General features: G+C 56.7%; 18 protein-coding genes and 1 riboswitch. All 18 genes read left to right on the plus strand.

What is annotated here, in order from left to right:
- Positions 1-132: 132 nt before the first annotated feature.
- The 18 genes from EDD75_RS07910 to cbiQ all read left to right on the plus strand — a co-directional run bounded on the left by EDD75_RS07910 (position 133) and on the right by cbiQ (position 18,339).
- The gene (locus EDD75_RS07910) at positions 133-1,026 is read left to right on the plus strand and encodes a respiratory nitrate reductase subunit gamma (protein ID WP_123930744.1); all 894 of its coding nucleotides are present in this window, start codon (positions 133-135) and stop codon (positions 1,024-1,026) included.
- Positions 1,023-2,645, plus strand: coding sequence for a (Fe-S)-binding protein (locus EDD75_RS07915; protein WP_123930747.1), 1,623 nt, complete (start codon positions 1,023-1,025; stop codon positions 2,643-2,645). Before EDD75_RS07910 ends, EDD75_RS07915 begins: the two co-directional genes overlap by 4 nt.
- Before the next feature lie 338 nt (positions 2,646-2,983).
- Positions 2,984-3,871 carry a respiratory nitrate reductase subunit gamma gene (locus tag EDD75_RS07920; RefSeq protein WP_123930750.1) on the plus strand — a complete coding sequence of 296 codons (888 nt, stop codon included), beginning with the start codon at positions 2,984-2,986 and terminating at the stop codon, positions 3,869-3,871.
- Positions 3,871-5,487 (plus strand): (Fe-S)-binding protein, encoded by a 1,617-nt coding sequence (locus tag EDD75_RS07925; RefSeq protein WP_123930753.1) that lies wholly within the window; start codon positions 3,871-3,873, stop codon positions 5,485-5,487. Before EDD75_RS07920 ends, EDD75_RS07925 begins: the two co-directional genes overlap by 1 nt.
- Positions 5,488-5,742: 255 nt before the next feature.
- Positions 5,743-7,377: a (Fe-S)-binding protein gene (locus EDD75_RS07930; protein ID WP_123930756.1), complete on the plus strand. Its 1,635-nt coding sequence runs from the start codon at positions 5,743-5,745 to the stop codon at positions 7,375-7,377.
- Positions 7,378-7,842: 465 nt separating this feature from the next.
- Positions 7,843-8,913 (plus strand): molybdopterin-binding domain-containing protein, encoded by a 1,071-nt coding sequence (locus tag EDD75_RS07935; protein WP_170157770.1) that lies wholly within the window; start codon positions 7,843-7,845, stop codon positions 8,911-8,913.
- 68 nt (positions 8,914-8,981) lie between these two features.
- Entirely contained in the window at positions 8,982-9,815 is an 834-nt protein-coding gene (locus EDD75_RS07940) for a 4Fe-4S dicluster domain-containing protein (protein WP_123930762.1), read from the plus strand.
- A 64-nt stretch (positions 9,816-9,879) separates the two neighbouring features.
- Positions 9,880-11,103, plus strand: coding sequence for an NrfD/PsrC family molybdoenzyme membrane anchor subunit (gene nrfD, locus EDD75_RS07945; RefSeq protein WP_123930765.1), 1,224 nt, complete (start codon positions 9,880-9,882; stop codon positions 11,101-11,103).
- A 301-nt stretch (positions 11,104-11,404) separates the two neighbouring features.
- The gene (locus tag EDD75_RS07950) at positions 11,405-11,665 is read left to right on the plus strand and encodes a stage V sporulation protein S (RefSeq protein WP_123930768.1); all 261 of its coding nucleotides are present in this window, start codon (positions 11,405-11,407) and stop codon (positions 11,663-11,665) included.
- 60 nt (positions 11,666-11,725) lie between these two features.
- Entirely contained in the window at positions 11,726-12,697 is a 972-nt protein-coding gene (locus tag EDD75_RS07955; protein ID WP_123931957.1) for a dipeptidase, read from the plus strand.
- Positions 12,684-13,523: a PHP domain-containing protein gene (locus EDD75_RS07960; protein ID WP_123930771.1), complete on the plus strand. Its 840-nt coding sequence runs from the start codon at positions 12,684-12,686 to the stop codon at positions 13,521-13,523. Before EDD75_RS07955 ends, EDD75_RS07960 begins: the two co-directional genes overlap by 14 nt.
- A gap of 50 nt (positions 13,524-13,573) precedes the next feature.
- Positions 13,574-13,849, plus strand: coding sequence for a translation initiation factor 2 (locus EDD75_RS07965; RefSeq protein ID WP_123930775.1), 276 nt, complete (start codon positions 13,574-13,576; stop codon positions 13,847-13,849).
- Positions 13,850-13,996: 147 nt separating this feature from the next.
- Entirely contained in the window at positions 13,997-14,431 is a 435-nt protein-coding gene (locus EDD75_RS07970; protein WP_123930778.1) for a DUF3842 family protein, read from the plus strand.
- Entirely contained in the window at positions 14,428-15,396 is a 969-nt protein-coding gene (cbiB, locus tag EDD75_RS07975) for an adenosylcobinamide-phosphate synthase CbiB (RefSeq protein WP_123930781.1), read from the plus strand. The genes EDD75_RS07970 and cbiB overlap by 4 nt, the downstream gene beginning before the upstream one ends.
- A gap of 3 nt (positions 15,397-15,399) precedes the next feature.
- Positions 15,400-16,146 carry an adenosylcobinamide-GDP ribazoletransferase gene (gene cobS, locus EDD75_RS07980; protein ID WP_123930785.1) on the plus strand — a complete coding sequence of 249 codons (747 nt, stop codon included), beginning with the start codon at positions 15,400-15,402 and terminating at the stop codon, positions 16,144-16,146.
- Positions 16,147-16,216: 70 nt separating this feature from the next.
- Positions 16,217-16,428, plus strand: a riboswitch (cobalamin riboswitch).
- A 138-nt stretch (positions 16,429-16,566) separates the two neighbouring features.
- Positions 16,567-17,319: an energy-coupling factor ABC transporter permease gene (locus EDD75_RS07985; protein WP_245963133.1), complete on the plus strand. Its 753-nt coding sequence runs from the start codon at positions 16,567-16,569 to the stop codon at positions 17,317-17,319.
- Entirely contained in the window at positions 17,303-17,584 is a 282-nt protein-coding gene (locus tag EDD75_RS07990) for an energy-coupling factor ABC transporter substrate-binding protein (protein ID WP_245963134.1), read from the plus strand. The genes EDD75_RS07985 and EDD75_RS07990 overlap by 17 nt, the downstream gene beginning before the upstream one ends.
- Positions 17,581-18,339 (plus strand): cobalt ECF transporter T component CbiQ, encoded by a 759-nt coding sequence (gene cbiQ, locus EDD75_RS07995; RefSeq protein WP_123930791.1) that lies wholly within the window; start codon positions 17,581-17,583, stop codon positions 18,337-18,339. The genes EDD75_RS07990 and cbiQ overlap by 4 nt, the downstream gene beginning before the upstream one ends.
- The last annotated feature ends 1 nt before the right edge of the window (position 18,340 follow it).

An 18,340-nucleotide genomic window follows, 5' to 3' on the forward strand; every position in this document is an offset into this window, starting at 1 on the left:
GGAGCCCGTCTGGCGCTTTTTTTACCACCATACGGCAAGACGGCGGGCAAATTCCTTCTTGCCCTCCGTGGCGCCCCATGTTATTCTTAGTTGTAAGAAAATTTTAAAAATTCTAAAAAAGGGGGCCGGAGGATGGAGGTAGTCGTTAGTTATCTAGCGTGGGTTGCGGTGGCGGTATTTGTTTTGGTTGGGCTTTACCGGATGCTGCGGTATGCGTCACTACCGGTTTTTCTGCGTTGGGAGCTTTATCCTGTACCTACGGAACCCCGACACCATTACGGCGGCTCTTACATGGAGGAGGTTGATTTCGTAAAAAAGGCGCGGCATCATACCCGGATCGGCGGCTTGATAGATATGGCTTCGGAAGTTTTTCTCCTAAAAAAGCTCAAGGATTATAACCAGTTCGGTCTATGGCCCTTTTCCTTTCTGATGCACTGGGGCATCTACCTTCTCTTTCTCTGGTTTTTGCTCCTGGCGGTTGAGGCGCGCCTTAAATTAGGAGTGTTTACTGGCCTGGTGAACTTTCTCGGCCCCGTGGCCTTCATCAGCGGCGCTTTTGGCTCCCTCGGCCTTATTCTCAAGCGGGTGGGCAATGATAAACTCGGTTCCTACACTACGCCGGAGGACTATTTCAACCTGATTTTCCTCGGTGCGGTTTTTGGGAGCGGGCTTATCGCGTGGTCCTACGCCGACCTTACGTTCGACTGCACCCGTGCCTTGATTAAACAGGCGCTCTTTTTTGAGGCTTCGCCGCTCCCAGTTCCCTTCTGGGTTTGGTTGCACCTCCTTCTTTTTGAGCTTTTCCTGATTTACCTGCCCTTTTCAAAACTCTTCCACTACGCCATCAAGTACCTGACCTTCGATAAGATTCTTTGGGACGACGCTTTTAAGGTAAAGGATAGTCCCCTTGACCGAAAGATTGCCAAGCAACTCTCGTATATCGTTTCCTGGGCGGGTCCCCATATTGTTCCTGGTAAAACCTGGCTTGAGGAAGCCCAGCTTACCGACGGGGGTGGAGAAAAATGAAGGAGCAAAAAGGGCTGGCTTTTAATCGCCTGGCTGCCTTAACCGATGAGCCGTTGCTCAAGCTCGACACTAAAAAGTTGATGCCCCTACCTTACCTTGATGCAGAACCGCCGGTTAAACCGCCACCAGAGTCGTGGTTAGAAAAGTACGATCTTTCGCTCGATTGGCATTCTCCAGTCGGTGTTCCTAAGCCGAAGACGGAGCAGGAGAAGGCCGAGCTGGTAAGGCGATTTTTAAGTGGTTTAGGAAAACTTTTTGACCCGCAAAACAACTGGACCTTTTTAAAGATTCTCCGCCTTACAACCGACTATTGTATGCGGTGTCAGACCTGTTCCGAGGCGTGCCATGTTTTCGTGGCGAGCGGGCACCAGGAAATCTACCGGCCGACCTACCGTTCCGAGATCCTGCGGCGTCTGTACCGGCAGTATTTCACGCCGAGCGGGAAACTCCTGAAATCCCTCGTTGGTGCTGACATCGAGCTTAACTACAAGTTAGTTATCCGGCTAATGGAGGTATCTTACCGTTGTAACGTCTGCCGTAGGTGTGCGCAGGTTTGCCCGGTAGGCATCGATAACGGCCTCATTGCGCGGGAGATAAGGAAACTTTTCAGCCAGGAGATGGGCATAGCCCCGAAGGAGCTGTACGCCAAGGGCACCCGGCAACACCTGAAAGTGGGTTCCTCTACCGGTATGAGTGTCGGGGGGTTCAAAGAGGCGATCGAGTTTATCGAAGAAGATATCGGTGACCGGACGGGCAGGAAGATTAAAATCCCGGTAGACAAAAAAGGTGCCGATATCCTGCTCATCCATAACGCCGGGGAGTACCTCTCCTGGCCCGAAAACCCGGGGGCTTTTGCGGTTCTTTTCGACGCCGCAGGCATCGATTATACGTTGAGCAGCGAGCCTGTAGGATACGACGGTGTGAATTACGGCCTCTTCTGCGACGACGTGGAGCTGGCGCGAATAGGTTTGCGGCACGTGCAAATTGCTAAAAAACTCGGCGTAAGGAAGATTGTAGTTGGTGAGTGCGGTCACGCGACCAAAACTCTCTGCGTGATTACCGACCGGGTCTTCCCCGGCGACCTCAGTATATCGGAGATACCGCGGGAGAGCTGCCTGCCGCTTTTTTGGGAGATCGTAAAGAGTGGGGTTATTAAACTCGACCCCTCCCGGAATAACTTTCCGACAACGCTTCACGACTCGTGTAACATAGCTAGGTTGATGGGTATCGTTATGCCGCAACGTAACGTAGTAAAGGCGATCTGCCCTCAGTTCCGGGAAATGACGCCTAATGGCGCGCGGAATTACTGTTGTGGCGGCGGTAGCGGGTTTGCTATTATGAACGAGCTTAACTTCCCCCAGTGGCGCAAAAAAGTAAGTGAGCGCATGAAGACGAAGCAGATCCTCGAAGCTTTTAGGGATTGTCTTGACCCTAGCCAGCCGAAATACGTTATCGCGGCGTGTTCCAACTGCAAGGGGGCGATGCGGGACCTAATCGGCCACTACGGTCTCTGGGACAAATACAGGATCACTTATGGCGGCCTGGTGGAGCTGATCGTTAACGCGATGGCGGATCTTCCGAAGCCTTTTATAGAACTTGAATTCATAAGCAACGAGTAGCGTCACGCCAAAATTGTTCCTTGACGGGGCTGCGCCGCAACGGGCAGCCCTTGTTTTTTGAATCTTTTGATTTTAGCCCGGAAAAATTATTTAAATATTAAGAATATTCTGTAAATCTCTGCTTCTCTTGAATTTAGCGGAAATCTGCATATATAATTTTACCAAAGTTCACTGGGGTTTTTCTGCCGCGGTAGTCTGCTTTTTTCTTCACCAGTCAGTTGGGCTTCTCTCAGGAAGGGAGGTTGAGGTCGGGGCGGGAGGATGTTGCCGGAAGGGTCAACTACGGAGAGCTTGGTTCCAAGTAGTGAGTCGATTCCAAGCATTGAGGAGGTAGAAAAATGGGATCTTTTGCAGCTTACCTTGCCTGGCTCGCGGTGGCGGTCTTTGTCTTTATGGTAATCTACCGCTTTATCAAGTTTAACTCTATGCCGCTCCACCTGCGGTGGGAGCTCTACCCACTGCCGCTCGAGCCCAAGCACCATCACGGCGGTTCTTACATGGAAGAGGTTGACTACGTCCGCAAGCCGCGCCACCACATTCGCATTAACGGCATCTTGGATATGGCTTCAGAGGTCTTTTTGCTGAAGAAGGTAAAAGAGTACAACAAGTACGGGATGTGGCCTTTCTCCTTCTGCATGCACTGGGGTATTTACCTGATGTGCTTCTGGGCAGTCCTGCTGGTGGTGGAAGAAGTCTTTAACTGGGGGGCTATTTCTCCCCTTAGCAACGTAGTTGGTGCTGTAGCTATTATTGCCGGTGCTTTCGGTTCGCTGGGCCTCATCCTTAAACGGGTGGGGATTGCCGAGCTTGCCGCCTATACGGCTCCCGTAGATTACTTTAACCTCTTTTTCCTGTTAGCAATCTTCGCGACAGGCATTATCGCCTGGGTAACCGATCCCTACTTCTTCGATGATGCGCGGGCTTACGTGGCGGGTGCCGTCACGCTTCAGCCGGTCACGGTTCCTTTCTGGGTGGCGCTACAATTTTTGATTTTCGAGCTTTTTCTGCTCTATATGCCCTTCTCTAAACTCTTCCATTACGTCGCGAAGTACTTCACGATTGACAAGGTTTTGTGGGATGATATTTTAAACGTTAAGGGCTCGGCGGTAGATAAAAAGATAACCTCCCAGCTATCCTATAAGCTTACTTGGGCCGGGCCACACATCGTCCCTGGGAAGACCTGGGTTGAAGAGGTTGAGATTGTTGACGCGAGGGAGGGTAAATAATGGCGCTTGAAGTTAGCATTAGAGATATTGCCCGGCCGAACGACGACCCGCTTGTTTCTTTGTCGATGCGGGATCTTATCGATCTGCCGGGGCTTGACGAGGAACCCCCGCTTGAGCCCACGCCCAAAAAGTTCATCGATAAGTACGAGATGAGCCTTGACGGCCACTGTTGCATCGGGATTCCGAAGCCCAAGTCGAAGGAAGAAGAGGATTTCCTGGTCCGGCGGTTTCTAAGCGGTCTCGAAAAACTTTTTAATTCCGAGGATAGCTGGACCTTCAAGCAGGCGCTCCGCCTCTCCTTTGACTACTGTGTTAAGTGCCAGACCTGTAACGAGGCCTGCCACGCTTACTTGGCGAGCGGCCGTAAGGAAATCTACCGGCCAACTTACCGGTCGGAGATTCTGCGGCGCATCTGGAAAAAATACTTTACGCCGGAGGGGAAGCTGCTCGGGAAGTTTGTTGGTGCGGATGTCGACGTGAACTGGCGGACGGTGACGCGGCTGGCAGAGCTTGGGCACCGTTGCACCCTTTGCCGCCGGTGCGCTCAGCGTTGCCCGATGGGCGTCGATAACGCGCTTATTGCCCGGGAGCTCAGGAAGCTTTTCAGCCAGGAGCTTGGCATTGCCCCAATTGAGATTTTAGAGAAGGGTTGCGTCCAGCACCTGCGCGTCGGCTCCTCAACAGGGATGAGCCCGTCCGGTTTCAAGGAAGCCGTGGAGTTCCTGGAAGAGGATATCGGTGACCGGATCGGCAAGAAAATTAAGATACCGGTGGACAAGAAGGGCGCAGAGATCCTGTTGATCCATAATGCGGGCGAGTTTTTATCTTGGCCGGAGAACCCGGAAGCCTTCGCCATCCTTTTCGAGGCGGCGGGGATCAGCTGGACGCTGGCCAGCGAGGCGGTGGGTTACGATGCGGTCAACTACGGGCTCTGGAACGACGACGTGGAGCTCGCGCGGGTAGCAGTCCGGCACGTGAAGATTGCTAAGTCTCTCGGCTGCAGAAAGATAGTTGTTGGGGAGTGCGGCCACGCAACTAAAGCCCTGGTGGTCATCGCCGACCGGGTGCTGGCCGGCGAGCTATCCAGCTCCGAGGTCGAGCGGGAGTGCTGCCTGCCACTTTTGTGGGAGATCATCCGGAGCGGGGCGATCAAGTTCGACCCGAGCAAGAATAACTTCCCGGTAACGCTGCACGACCCTTGCAACATGGTTCGGGCGATGGGCGTGGTGAAGCCCCAGCGTCTGGCGCTCAAAGCCATCGCGCCGCAGTTCCGGGAAATGGCACCCAACGGGGTTTATAATTACTGTTGCGGCGGCGGCTCGGGCTACGCGATTATCCAGTCCTTCAACTTCCCGCAGTGGCGGAACAAGATTGGCGCCCGGATGAAGATGCGGCAGACCCTCGAAGCCTTCAAGAACGAACTCGATCCGGTGAAGTATCCCTTTAAGTACCTGTGTGCTCCTTGCTCGAACTGCAAAGGGACCATCCGGGACGCGATTACCCATTACGGCTTGTGGGATAAGTTCCGGATCAACTACGGTGGCCTGGTGGAGCTGATGGTGAACGCGATGGTGGATATCGACCGTCCGTTCATTGAATACGAGGACTTCCATTGATCAGCCGAACGTAGCTTGAAAGGTTGACCCCTCTCCTGTCCGGGAGAGGGGTTTTTTGTTTGTGCTTAAATGAACATTTGAAAAATTATTGACACGCCTACAGGAAAGGTGTTATCAATATAGTGAGCATATGTAAAGTTATTATTTGAAAATTCTAATAATTTAGGAGTTTGGAAAGGATTAGGAGGAAGGAGGGGGATGAGCGCGCTAGGGAGCCCCTTATCTTAGGGATAGATTTTTAAGGAGGGATAAGTTATGGCGGAAGTGGCCGCTGCCAGAAAGAAGGTCGGTCTTAAGGACATTTCCAGGCCTGGCGACGAACCGCTCGTTAACCTCACAGTGGCGGATCTGATGCCGCTACCGTACCTCGACGAAGAAGAACCCTTTAAACCGGCGCCGGCGAGCTGGTGGGAAAAGTACGATTTAAGTTTCGACGGCCATACCGATATGGGGCTGCCGAAGCCTAAAAGCAAAGAAGAAGAAGACGCGCTTGTTCATAAGTTTTTAAGCGGCCTCCAGAAGCTCTTCGACCCGCAGGAGAGCTGGACCTTCGTTCAGGTTTTCCGCCTCTCGATGGACTACTGCGTTAAGTGCCAGACCTGTGCTGATGCCTGCCACGCTTACTTGGGTAGCGGGCGGCAGGAGATCTACCGGCCCACCTACAGGGCTGAGGTCCTGCGCCGCATCTACAAGAAATATTTCACCCCCGAAGGAAGACTTTTGGGACGTTTCGTGGGTGCCGACATCGACCTCAACTGGCGGACGGTGCTGCGCCTTGCAGAGTCGTGCCACCGCTGCACCATCTGCCGCCGGTGTGCCCAGCGCTGCCCAATGGGCGTAGATAACGGAATGATCGCCCGGGAGCTCCGGAAGCTCTTCAGCCAGGAGTTCGGCATCGCGGCGCCGGAAATCTTAGAAAAGGGCTGTGTCTATCACCTCACCATCGGTTCGTCTACCCAGATGACTCCTAGTGGTTTCAAGGAAACTGTGCAGTTCATGGAGGAGGATATCGGTGACCGGACCGGCAAGAGCATCAAGATTCCGGTTGATAAAAAGGGCGCCGACATCCTGCTGATCCATAACGCCGGTGAGTACCTCTCGTGGCCCGAGAATCCGGAAGCCTTTGCGATCATCTTCGAGGCGGCGGGGATCAGCTGGACGCTTTCGAGCGACGTGGTCGGATACGACGCCGTAAACTACGGCCTCTGGAACGACGACGTTGAGCTGGCGCGGGTGGCGCAGCGGCATGTCAAAATAGCCCAGAAACTCGGCGTTAAGAAGATCGTGGTGGGTGAGTGCGGTCACGCGACCAAGGCGCTGGTGGTCGTAGCGGACCGGGTCCTGCCCGCGAGTTTATCAAGCTCGGAAATGCCGCGCGAAGGCTGTCTGCCGCTCCTGTGGGAGATCATCAAAAGCGGCGTTATCAAGTTCGATCCGAGCCGGAATAACTTCCCGGTGACGCTGCACGACCCCTGTAACATGGTGCGGCTGATGGGTATCGTTACCCCACAGCGTTACGCGCTCAAAGCGCTGTGCCCGCAGTTCCGGGAGATGACTCCCAACAGCGTTTACAACTACTGCTGCGGCGGCGGCGGGGGCTTGGCAATCATGCAGTCCATGAATTTCCCGCAGTGGCGGAACAAGGTTTCGACCAGGATGAAAATGAAGCAAACCCTCGAGGCCTTCAGAAACGAACTCGACCCGAACAAATACCCGTATAAATACCTCTGTGCGCCCTGCTCTAACTGCAAGGGAGCTATCAGAGACGCCATCGCCCACTACAAACTCTGGGATAAGTACCGGATCAATTACGGTGGTCTGGTCGAGCTGATGGTAAACGCGATGGTGGATATCGACCGGCCGTATCTCGAACCGGACGATTTTCACTGAAAACCAAACGTATTCTGCGGGTCTCCCAAAGCGAGAGCCCACAACCCCTCGGATATAAAAGTGGACGATAACGCTGCCCCCACTTGACGAGGGGCCGCCTTACCCGGGTGGGCTCTCCTTTTATTTGCCTTTGGCGGGAGAAGGTACCAGCGGGTAATTTCGGCAGGCAGGCGGCGGTTGGTTACGGAACGGTTTACCTGGCGGCTACAGGCGGTGATTATTGACACTTTTTCAAGAGAGTGATATAGTGAAGGCAATAACTTTTCACGCATTTTCCCGTATCTTTCGCTTTTTTCGTGAGGGAGGGGGGTGCTTTCCGGTTTGCAGAAGATCTCGCGACGGGATTTTCTTAAAAGCCTCGGCGGTTTGAGCCCCGTATCTCACCCCCGCAGGGAAGCGAAAGGTAAAGGATTGCCGGCGGAAATATTAAGCCTTACAAATATAGATCAGTTAAGAGAAGTTCCGGTGGTTTGTCCGGGTTGTGACTTCGGTTGCGGTGTACTTTTGACGGTGCAGGACGGCGCGGTGGCGGGCTTTGAAGGGGATCCTGACCACCCGGTAAACCAGGGTTTTTTGTGTAGTGAGGGCGTATCGCTTCTCGAACTAAGCCTTCTGAGAAGCGAGCGCGGGGCAGGCGGAAGCACCCTGTTTTATCGTCCTGCTGGAGCAGAGGCGTGGGAAGTGCGGGACTGGGGTTGGGTATTGCGTTCAGTTGCGGGGCGAATAAGAGCGGTGGGGGAGGCAACCCTGGATGATGAAGGAACGGGAGAAGTCCGGGGTGTTGTGATTCTGTGGGCTGATCTCTTTTTATACAACGAAGAGGTTTATCTCTTAAGTAAGTTTGCACGGGCACTTGGCATACCGGTAGTAAGCCGCAACCGGTATCCAGGTGCCGTAACTTTTTTACGCCGGATAGGATTTCCGCTAAAAACGGGGGCTGAATTACTGGCGAGCGAAAGGATTAAAGGTGTGCTCATCTGGGGGGGTGATTTTCTACTCACGGAAGAGGCGACAGATTGGTTCCCGGGCCTCGAATGGCTTGCTCTAGTTGACTGGTTTAAGAGTAAGGAAGAGCTGCAGCGCAAACGCCAACGAGTTCTTCAGTTTTGGCCCGGAGCGGAGGTTTTCCTCCTGCCTGCGGTAGCGCCGTGGGAAAAAGAGGGTTCGCTTCTCTGTCAAGGACGCTGGGTTCAGTGGTGCGCCAGGGCGGTTGAGCCTTCGGGAGACGCGCGGGCGCCGCTCTGGATAGCCGACAGGCTTTTCAAAGCCGTGCGTGATGCGTACGGGCAAGGCGGATGTATACCTGACTCTCTCCGCGAAACGAGATGGGACTACGGCGGGGAAAGAATTCCGGATATCAACCTGGTTGCCGCCGAGGTGGCGGAGTGCGTTCCGGCCGGGATGGATCGGGCAGCCAGGACGGTGGGTTTGGCGGCGTCTGGCGCGGGCGGTGATCCGGTTCGCGCCGGTTACCGTGCGGCAGGGATGCGCCGGAGCCTTGATGCGGAAGGCTGGGGCTTTCTTCTACCCCAGTAGCGAGGTCGGCCGGGAAAGGGTTGTGAGCATCGCGCCAACGTCTTCTTGAAAACTGGAGGTGTAAGAGAGTGGGTTACGGGTTCTTGTTCGATGTTACCAAATGTATTGGCTGCCGGGCCTGCGTTGCTGCCTGCAGGCAGTACAACAAGGGATATCTGGTGCCAACTAAGGGCGGCATGAACGAACTACCCCTGGATAGCGGGATGGACCGGCGGCTTGAGAAACTCAAGAAGGACTGGGACGGCAAGGATCCTTTAACGGGGAACAACTGGATAAGGATTCACGCTTATCTGATCGAGCGGGGTAACAAGAGCATGTGGCGCTTCGTACGGCGTTCCTGCTTTCACTGCGAGCGGCCCACCTGCGAGGCGGTCTGCTTCGCGCACGCCTTTTATAAAACACCGGAGGGAGCCGTGCTTTACAACCGCTCGAAGTGCGTCGGCTGCCGCTACTGCATGATGGGTTGCCCCTTCAGCGTCCCGAAGTACCAGTGGGACGAACTTTTCCCCGAGGTACAGAAATGCCGGATGTGCTACGAGCGGACAAAGATTGGGGCGCCGCCGGCTTGCGTTTCTGCCTGTCCGACGCGGGCGGTCATCTTCGGTGACCGGCAGATGCTGCTCAACGAAGCGCGGTCGCGGATTAAGCAAAACCCTGGTCAATACGTCGACTACATATACGGCGAAAAGGAAGTCGGCGGCACGTCGCTCCTCATGATCTCTGATGTCCCCTTTGAGCAACTCGGAATGAAGACGGTGCAGGACGGCAGGATTACCGGCCGAGCCGTTCCGGAGTACACCGACCAGGCGTTAATGTGGACGCTCGGTGTGGCTGCAGTTTACGGGGCGGCAATGGCGACACTATATGTGGCCAACAAGAGTAAGGAGGAGAAGGAGCATTAAGGGGTGGACCGGCTGGTAATTTGTGGGCCCACGCGGAATTTAAAGTAAGGAGGCGAAAACGGGGATGGCGCATGTGGAACATGCGGAAATTGAGATTTACAAAGAAGAGCGTCCGGTGAAAAAAGAAAGTGACTTTACGGATTACGATGCTGTCTTCGGCGGCAAATGGTCTTTCGCCATGAGCGGCTACCGGGTGCTGGCCTTTGCCTTGATAGGACTTATGGCCTTTTCGATGATTTACCGTTTAACCCAGGGCCTGGGACCGGCTACGAACCTGAACGACCAGTGGCCGTGGGGGCTCTGGATCGCGTTTGACGACCTGTGCGGGATCGCCTTGGCGGCCGGTGGTTTCTTCACCGTTTTCGTGGCGCACATTCTGAACCTCAAGCAGTACAAGTATATCGCCCGCGCGTCGCTTATAACGGCCTGGTTTGGTTACATTGTGGTGGCGCTCGGGGTGCTCATGGACCTCGGTCGCTGGTACAACTTCTGGCGGCCCTTTGTTTCGTGGGGTTACCACTCGTGGCTCTTCGTAGTTCTCCTCTGCGTGATCGGCTACCAGGCGGTTATGACCCTCCAGTTCGGCCACATCTTCTTTGAGCGCGTCAACGCACCACGGTTGAAGGAGATTTTCGATAAGATTCTCCCCGTGATTTTCGTTGCCGGGTTGGTCATCGGTTTTCTCCACCAGTCGGCGTTAGGTGCACTTTATATCGCGATGATTGACCGGCAGAACCCGCTCTGGTGGTCCATGCTCATTGGCCTTTTCTTCTTCCTTTCGGCGGCTTTTGTGGGACCCGCCATGTGTGTGGTAGAGGGTGTCTTAGCGTCCAAGGCTTACAAGAAGGATTTCCGCCACGAGGTACCGCTTCTGGCGCCGCTTCTTAAGGCCGCTATGTGGCTCATGGTCATCTATCTGGTACTTAAGGTTATCGACCTGGTTTACCGCGGTCATTTCCTCGATATGTTCGACGGCTCCACACCTTCTAACCTCTTCCTGTTAGAGATGGTTATCGGCGTGATTATCCCGATCATCCTCTTAGCCAAAAAGCACATCAGGGAAAGTGTCCCGGGTATGGTAACGGCGGCCGTGCTCATCGTAATCGGTGTTATGCTCAACCGGATGAACGTGGTCTTTACCAGTATGTACCAGGCAATGGGCGGTTGGTACTTCCCGCATTGGATGGAGTTTTCGATTAGCATCGGCCTGGTAAGCCTGCTCATCATGGCCTACTGCTTCTTCGTCGAGAACTTTAAGATTATGCCGGAGGAGCACGAACACCACTGAGGATGGTGCGGCCGGAAGAGCCGGAAACTGTAGACGCGCGAATTTGCGATGTTTAGCCGGGTAGGAGCCGGCTGAAAGTCAAGAAACACCTCTTAAGCGATGGGCAGGAATATTCCTGCCCATTTAGCATTTTTTTCATCTTAATCTGCCCGCTACCGGAGGAATTTTCCTCTTGACCGCGAATATAGTTTTGGGTGAAGAGAAAGAAAGGCGGGTAGGTAAAAGTAACCACCAAAAATTTTTTCCGGCGAACGGTCTTAGAAGCGATTAACGCATCAGTCTAAGTAAGGGGGGCAAGCGGATGGATATCCTCAAGGTTTCGGCAAAATCCAACCCAAATTCTGTAGCCGGTGCCTTGGCCGGGGTGTTGCGGGAGCGGGGTTCAGCCGAAATCCAGGCGATTGGTGCCGGAGCCGTCAACCAGGCGGTGAAGGCGATTGCGATTGCCCGGGGTTTTGTGGCGCCGAGCGGTATGGATCTGGTATGTATTCCGGCTTTTACCGATGTTATGATCGATGGGGAGGAAAGAACGGCGATTAAGATCATTGTAGAGCCAAGATAGCAGCGGGTTATGCATTTACCTCCTGCCGGGCGAGCCGGAAAGGGGTTTTTTTTTATCTTGATGGGGCCTGAAGGGATTTCCCGGCTGCATCGCGCCGCGCCGGTAGTTGATGCCCACTGTGATACCCTTTCCCTCCTGGTGCACCAGACGGCGTTGCGGGGAGAAGAGGCGGCGGGCCAAGTTACTCCGGAGAGACTGAAGCAGGGGGGCGTTAACCTCCAGTGCTTCGCGGTTTTTGTAGCGCCGCGCCACCGCGGGAGCTACTTGCGCCGGGCACTGGAGCAGATCGATACCTTTTACCGTTTCCTCTCTCTTTACGCGGGGGAGCTTATGCCAGTCTGTGACCGGGCGAGCCTGGAAGGGGCGCTGGTCGCCGGGAAGATCGGTGCCGCCCTCTGCGTAGAAGGGGGGCACGTGCTGGAGGGGAGCCTGGGCGTCCTGCGGGTACTTCGCCGGTTGGGCGTTAGCTGTCTCACGCTAACTTGGAACGGGCGAAACGAATTGGCGGACGGCGTGCTGGAAAGCGGGACGGGCGGTGGGCTGACCAGTTTCGGCCGGGAAGTGGTGCGGGAGATGGAACGGCTGGGGATGGTGGTCGATGTGGCGCACCTGGCGCCGGCGGGCTTCTGGGATGTGCTCCGCCTATCGCGGCTGCCGGTGATCGCCTCGCACGCTAACGCGCGGGCTCTCTGCGACCACCCACGGAACCTTACGGACGAGCAGGTGCGGGCGCTGGCAGCAAAGGGCGGTGTTATTGGCGTGAGTTTCGTGCCCGAATTTGTTGACCCGGAGAAGCCTACCCTCGAAAGAGTGGTGGACCATATCGAGCACCTGGCGGCTGTAGGCGGCGTGGCGTGTGTGGGGTTAGGTTCCGATTTTGACGGGACGCCGCAAACGGTAGCGGGTCTTGAAGATCCTTCTTGTTTACCCGCCATCACAGGGGCGTTAGAGCGGCGCGGTTGGCGGGAAGAGGATATCCGGAAGGTTCTTGGGCAAAATTTTTTACGGGTGTTCCGTGATGTCTGGCAATAAGAATCAGGGTTACTGTGACCTGCACGTCCATACCACGGCCTCCGACGGCGCGGAGACGCCGGAGCAGGTGGTGGAGCGGGCGGTCGCTATGGGTTTAGCGGCGATTGCGATAACGGACCACGATACTGTTGGTGGTGTTGCGGCGGCGCTGGCCAGGGCGGAGCAACGGATCACGGTTGTGCCGGGGGTTGAGATCAGCACGGAAGAAAACGACCGTGAGGTGCACATCCTCGGCTATTTTATTGACCATAATGATTCTTCGCTGCGGGCTAAGTTGGCCTGGCTGGCTGAGCAGCGTCAAGCCCGCGCGGCAAAGATAGTCGCGAAACTCAAGAGCCACGGCATTCCGGTTACCCTACCAGAAGTCGCTGCCTTAGCTTCCGGGGTGGTTGGCCGGGCGCATATTGCTTTTTTGCTGGTGCAGAAGGGGGTTGTCCGGACGGTAGAAGAGGCTTTTGCCCGGTGGCTTGGCCGGGGCTGTCCTGCCTACGTGCCGCGGGCGCGGCTCCGGGCGGTCGATGCGGTCCAGCTGATCAGGGATGCTAACGGTGCGGCCGTGCTCGCCCATCCAGGGGTAAGTGGGGGTGCGGACCTGCTGGAAGAATTGGTGCCTGCCGGGCTTTGCGGGATTGAGGCGGTTTACCCAGAACACGCTCCAGAACAGGAAGAGTACTTCCGGGGACTGGCGGCGCGGTACGGCTTGATTGTAACCGGCGGTTCGGACTATCACGGGCCGGACCGCCGGTATCCTTTAGGGACGGCGGTGGTTGGGTATAGCGCGGTGGAAAGGCTTTACCGGGCAGCCAGGAACACGTCTAAATTTTGACAGTTTGGCATAATACTATTCCTGGAACTGGGCCGAAGGAGAGGGAGGGTTTGCTCTTGTTCCAGGAGGAGGAAATCAGCAGGCTCAAGGTGCGGTTGCGGGAGACGGAGGAGAAATTAGCGCAGGTGCGGCTGAGCAGGAGGGTGCTGCTTCACCTTCTCGAAAAGGTTGAGGCCGAGCGGAACCTTTTCCTGAAGCGGCTGGAAAAAGAAAACCGGCGCCTGCAGCGGGCGAACGCGCGTTATGCCCGGTCGCTTTTAAAGAAAAACCAGCAGATCATCGAACTCGAATCCAGGTTGCGTTCCAGCGAAAGCCAAAATTCGTAACCGCTACAAAATTTATTCACAAAGTTATACACAACCTGGGAATTATTTCTAACAAATTAAAATGCTGACAGCTGATCAGGCTTCGCCGGAGGCCTTTTCTTCTGCTGTCTCCCTGTGTTATAATTGGTCCCTGAAAGGGGACAGGGTATGCGAATTGCAGTCATCGACGGTCAGGGAGGCGGCATCGGCAAACACATCACCGAAAAACTGCGGCGGGAACTCCCGGAAGACGTGGAAATCCTGGCCCTCGGCACGAACGCCCTGGCAACGTCGGTGATGCTGAAAGCGGGGGCAAACGAGGGGGCAAGTGGCGAGAACGCCATCGTCTGGAATATGCCGCGCGTTGATTTGGTTGTCGGCCCCCTTGGTATCTTGGTGCCGAACAGTATGCTCGGCGAAGTGACGCCGCGGATAGCCGAAGCGGTGGCCTCCTGTGCGGCGCCGAAAATTCTTCTTCCTTTAATCCGCGGGCAAATTGAGCTGGTTGGTTACCGGGGCGAACCCCTACCCCATTTAATCAACGAGTTGGTTAACCGGGTGAAAGAGCTTTTCTTTCCGGGGTTTACGGCGGAGTCTGGATGAAAACGGCAGTTGTTGTGGTAGCCGCGTTTATAGTAGACCTCCTGATTGCTGATCCTTACTGGTTACCCCACCCGGTGCGCTTTTTCGGCCGGGTTATCGTTTTTTTAGAAAAAGTTATCCGCCGTTTTGCCCGGCGGCCATTTGCTTTGCGGCTTGGAGGCGTTTTTCTCGCGCTCCTGCTGCCGGTAGGGGTTTTCTGGGCTGTAAAGTTGGGACTGGCGGTTCTCGCGCGGTGGCATCAAGTTTTGGGGCTGACGGCCGAGGTGTACATAGTCGCCACGACCTTGGCACTTAAGGGGTTAGCGGCAGCGGCGGGGGCGGTGCGGCGCCCCCTTGTAGCGGGTAATCTTCCGGTAGCCCGCGAGCGGGTGGCGGCGATTGTGGGACGGGATACGGCGGCGCTGGACGTGCAGGGCGTGGTGCGGGCGGCGGTAGAGAGCGTCGCGGAAAATACGGTGGACGCGGTGGTGGCGCCGCTTTTTTACGCTTTTATCGGTGGGGCGCCACTGGCACTTGCCTACCGGGCCGTGAACACGCTCGATTCGATGGTGGGATACCGCAACGAAAGGTACCACTACCTAGGCTGGGCGGCGGCCAGGCTCGACGATCTAGCGAATTTTCTTCCGGCGCGGCTGGCCGGAGGGCTCTTCATTCTTGCCGCGGTTTTACTACGGGGAGATTGGCGGCGGGTTTGGCGGACGATCCGGCGTGACGGACAGAAGCACCCGAGCCCGAACAGCGGTATTTCTGAGGCCGCAGTGGCGGGTTTCTTAGGGGTACGCCTCGGTGGTCCGGCGACCTATCAGGGCGTCCCAAGCTTTCGCCCGTATCTTGGCGATCCGCTCGGGGAGCTCCACCCCGAGCATATTGCGGCTGCTGTGCGGCTCCTTTACGTAGTGGCAGGGATGGCGCTGCTTGTAGGGGTGAGTCTGCGCGCTTTGGTTGCCTTTGGGGTTGGTTGGTAAACAATGAGGTTTTTGGTCGGGCTGGCTTTATCCTTCCTGCTGGCGGTGCAGAACCTGACCCGCCTGCCGGTGGGTAATGTCCCCTTTGAACCCGCGGTTTTGGGCCGGGGAGCAGCATTCTTTCCGGTAGTCGGCTTCCTGCTCGGCGGTTTGTCTGTGGGCGTTTACTACCTGGCGGGGCTTATCTTCCCGCCGCTGGTGGTAGCGGCTCTTTTAGTCGCGCTGGGGCTGCTCTTGACCGGTGGGATGCACGTCGACGGTTTTATCGATACGGTTGACGGTCTAGGCGGGCGGGACGCTGCCCGGAGGCTGGCGATCATGCGGGATAGTCGGGTCGGCGCTTTTGGCGTGATGGGCGGGATTACGCTACTGTTGCTCCGCTTTTCCCTGTTGGCGTCTTTAGACGGTGCTTGGCACCTCCTTTTACTGGCGCCGGTGGTGAGCCGGTGGGGGATGGTCTGGGCGATCCTTCTTTTCCCCTACGCACGGCCGCAAGGCCAGGGGCGGATCTATAAGGATTACACTACGTGGCGGGAAACGGTGGCCGCGACGGTTTTTGCTCTCGGGATCGCCTTCCTTATTAGGGGATGGGCGGGCTTATGCCTCGCGCTGGCCGCTTTAATGCTCGTACTCTTTATGGGAGCCTTCTTCAAGCAACATCTGGGCGGGCTGACGGGCGACACTTACGGGGCGGTTAACGAGGTGTTAGAAGTGTTCGTTTTGGCGGTAGGGTTGGCCGTTCGCTGCTGAAATCTGACCATTCTCCACCTGGTTCTTGAACTCGATGCGGCTGAGGCTTTATAATAACTCCCAAACTGAATAGGGCTTGAACCGCCGGGGTGCCCTACCCGGCACGCAGACTTGCTGCGTGCTGGGCGGGGAGAATAGGGAAGCAGGTGCAAATCCTGCGCGGCCCCGCCACTGTAACCGGGAGCCACCTCTAAGATTAGCCACTGGGTTCTTATGGACTCGGGAAGGTTAGAGGTGGCGAGGAACGGAAGCCAGGAGACCTGCCCCAAGCGGTGTTCCGACGTCCTTCGCGGGAAGGGGGTCGCGAAATGGTGTTTTTATGCCGTTTTGACCCCGGTTAGGCGTGAAGCGACCGGGGTTTTTAGTTTTTATTAAGGTCGGTATAAGGTTGAACGTCTTTTTCGAGGAGGGTGATCAGGGTTGAAACGCGATCCTTATAAGTTATGGGCATGTCTGGCGCTGGTGGCCCTTGCCGTGCCGCCGCCGGCCTACGCGATGCACATTATGGAGGGTTTTTTGCCGCTGAAGTGGTGTCTCTTCTGGTACGCGTTAGCGTTCCCGTTTTTTGTGTGGGGGCTGGTGGCGATCCGGCAGCGGGTGGCGGGTGAACCGCGGCTAAAGATGTTGCTCGGGCTGGCGGGTGCCTTCACGTTTGTTCTCTCGGCGCTCAAATTGCCTTCGGTGACGGGAAGCTGCTCCCACCCGACCGGCGTGGGCCTGGGAGCGGTGCTCTTCGGGCCGGCGCCGATGACGGTTTTGGGGGCGATCGTGTTGCTCTTTCAGGCGCTTTTGCTGGCGCACGGGGGCCTGAGCACCTTAGGCGCCAACACCTTCTCGATGGCGGTGGTGGGGCCCTTCGTAGCCTACGGCGTCTACCGGCTGCTTGCTCCTTTGCGGCTTTCCTGGGCGGTTTTCGCCGCCGCCGCGCTGGGCGATCTTTTGACTTACGTGACGACTTCCCTGCAGTTGGCGCTGGCTTTCCCGCAGGATGGCATCTGGGGGCCCTTCCTGAAGTTTATGGGAATCTTTGCGGTAACCCAGGTGCCGCTGGCGGTGAGCGAGGGGCTCCTCACGGTCGTGGTCTTCAACCTGCTGGCGCGGCATGGCCGGAGTGAGCTTGCGATGCTTGGTATTTTGCCGGAGGGAGGGAAGGCGAGTGTCGCTGGGAACTAAGAATCTCGTTTTGCTGCTTTTAGTGGTGGCGCTGACCGTTTTCCCGCTTTATGTGCAGCGAGGAGCGGAGTTTGGCGGCGCGGATGACCAGGCCGAGAAGGTGGTAAGCGAGATCAAGCCGGACTACAAGCCCTGGTGCAAACCGCTTTGGGAACCGCCGAGCGGCGAGATTGAGAGCCTCCTCTTCGCGGTGCAGGCGGCGGCGGGCAGCGGCTTTGTCTTTTACTACCTCGGCTACCTGAAGGGGCGCAGGAGCAGGGAATGATGCTCGCCTTTGACTTTTGGGCCCACCATAACCGCCTGCGCGCGGTCCACCCGGCGCTGAAGCTCGCCTTTGCGGCGGTGGCGCTAGGGCTCGTACTCACGGGGGGACCGGCGGTGGCGCTTGCCACCATCCTTGCGGCGGTGGTGCTGGTTTTAGCCGCGGGCGTGCCGTTCTGCCTTTTGCTCCGCTTGTTGCTTTTACCCTTTGGCTTTTTGCTTCCTGGTGTGCTGGCGCTAGTGGTGACCGTGGGGGAGGCAGTGACGTGGGGTGTCCAGGTGGCGGCCTGGCGCGTCGGCGTTACTGACGCGGGGCTGAACCAGGCTTACGTCTTAGGGCTCCGCGCGCTGGCGGCGGTGAGTTGCCTCTATTTCCTGGCGCTCACGACCCCGCTGCCGGCGGTACTGGGGGTGCTGCGGCGGGTAGGGGTGCCGGCCCTGCCCCTCGAGATCGCCGTGCTTACCTACCGCTACCTTTTCGTGCTGGAGCGGGTTGCCCGCGGGATCTGTCTGGCCCAGGCGGCGCGGGGCGGTTACCGGTCGTGGCGGGGAAGGCTTTACTCCCTCGGCCTTCTGGCGGGCCAGCTCTTTCTGGTCACCTACCACCGCGCCCAGAATCTCTACACGGCGCTTCTGGCGCGGGGGTACCAGGATGCGCTGCTGGTGCCGCCGCGGGAGCACCAGTGCTCCGGCGCGGCGGTTGGCGGCTTCGCGGGACTTACCGCCCTGCTGGTTTTAGTCTGGCTTTGGGGGCAGTAGG

The sequence above is a fragment of the Thermodesulfitimonas autotrophica genome (assembly GCF_003815015.1).
Lineage (GTDB): Bacteria > Bacillota > Desulfotomaculia > Desulfotomaculales > Ammonificaceae > Thermodesulfitimonas > Thermodesulfitimonas autotrophica.

What these genes read in the sequence shown, in the direction of transcription:
- EDD75_RS07915 (WP_123930747.1), top strand. Translation starts at nt 1,023, where the DNA reads ATGAAGGAGCAAAAAGGGCTGGCTTTTAATCGCCTGGCTGCCTTAACC.
- EDD75_RS07930 (WP_123930756.1), top strand. Translation starts at nt 5,743, where the DNA reads ATGGCGGAAGTGGCCGCTGCCAGAAAGAAGGTCGGTCTTAAGGACATT.
- EDD75_RS07955 (WP_123931957.1), top strand. Translation starts at nt 11,726, where the DNA reads ATGGGGCCTGAAGGGATTTCCCGGCTGCATCGCGCCGCGCCGGTAGTT.
- EDD75_RS07950 (WP_123930768.1), top strand. Translation starts at nt 11,405, where the DNA reads ATGGATATCCTCAAGGTTTCGGCAAAATCCAACCCAAATTCTGTAGCC.
- cbiQ (WP_123930791.1), top strand. Translation starts at nt 17,581, where the DNA reads ATGATGCTCGCCTTTGACTTTTGGGCCCACCATAACCGCCTGCGCGCG.
- cbiB (WP_123930781.1), top strand. Translation starts at nt 14,428, where the DNA reads ATGAAAACGGCAGTTGTTGTGGTAGCCGCGTTTATAGTAGACCTCCTG.
- EDD75_RS07920 (WP_123930750.1), top strand. Translation starts at nt 2,984, where the DNA reads ATGGGATCTTTTGCAGCTTACCTTGCCTGGCTCGCGGTGGCGGTCTTT.
- cobS (WP_123930785.1), top strand. Translation starts at nt 15,400, where the DNA reads ATGAGGTTTTTGGTCGGGCTGGCTTTATCCTTCCTGCTGGCGGTGCAG.
- EDD75_RS07925 (WP_123930753.1), top strand. Translation starts at nt 3,871, where the DNA reads ATGGCGCTTGAAGTTAGCATTAGAGATATTGCCCGGCCGAACGACGAC.
- EDD75_RS07960 (WP_123930771.1), top strand. Translation starts at nt 12,684, where the DNA reads ATGTCTGGCAATAAGAATCAGGGTTACTGTGACCTGCACGTCCATACC.
- EDD75_RS07910 (WP_123930744.1), top strand. Translation starts at nt 133, where the DNA reads ATGGAGGTAGTCGTTAGTTATCTAGCGTGGGTTGCGGTGGCGGTATTT.
- EDD75_RS07970 (WP_123930778.1), top strand. Translation starts at nt 13,997, where the DNA reads ATGCGAATTGCAGTCATCGACGGTCAGGGAGGCGGCATCGGCAAACAC.
- nrfD (WP_123930765.1), top strand. Translation starts at nt 9,880, where the DNA reads ATGGCGCATGTGGAACATGCGGAAATTGAGATTTACAAAGAAGAGCGT.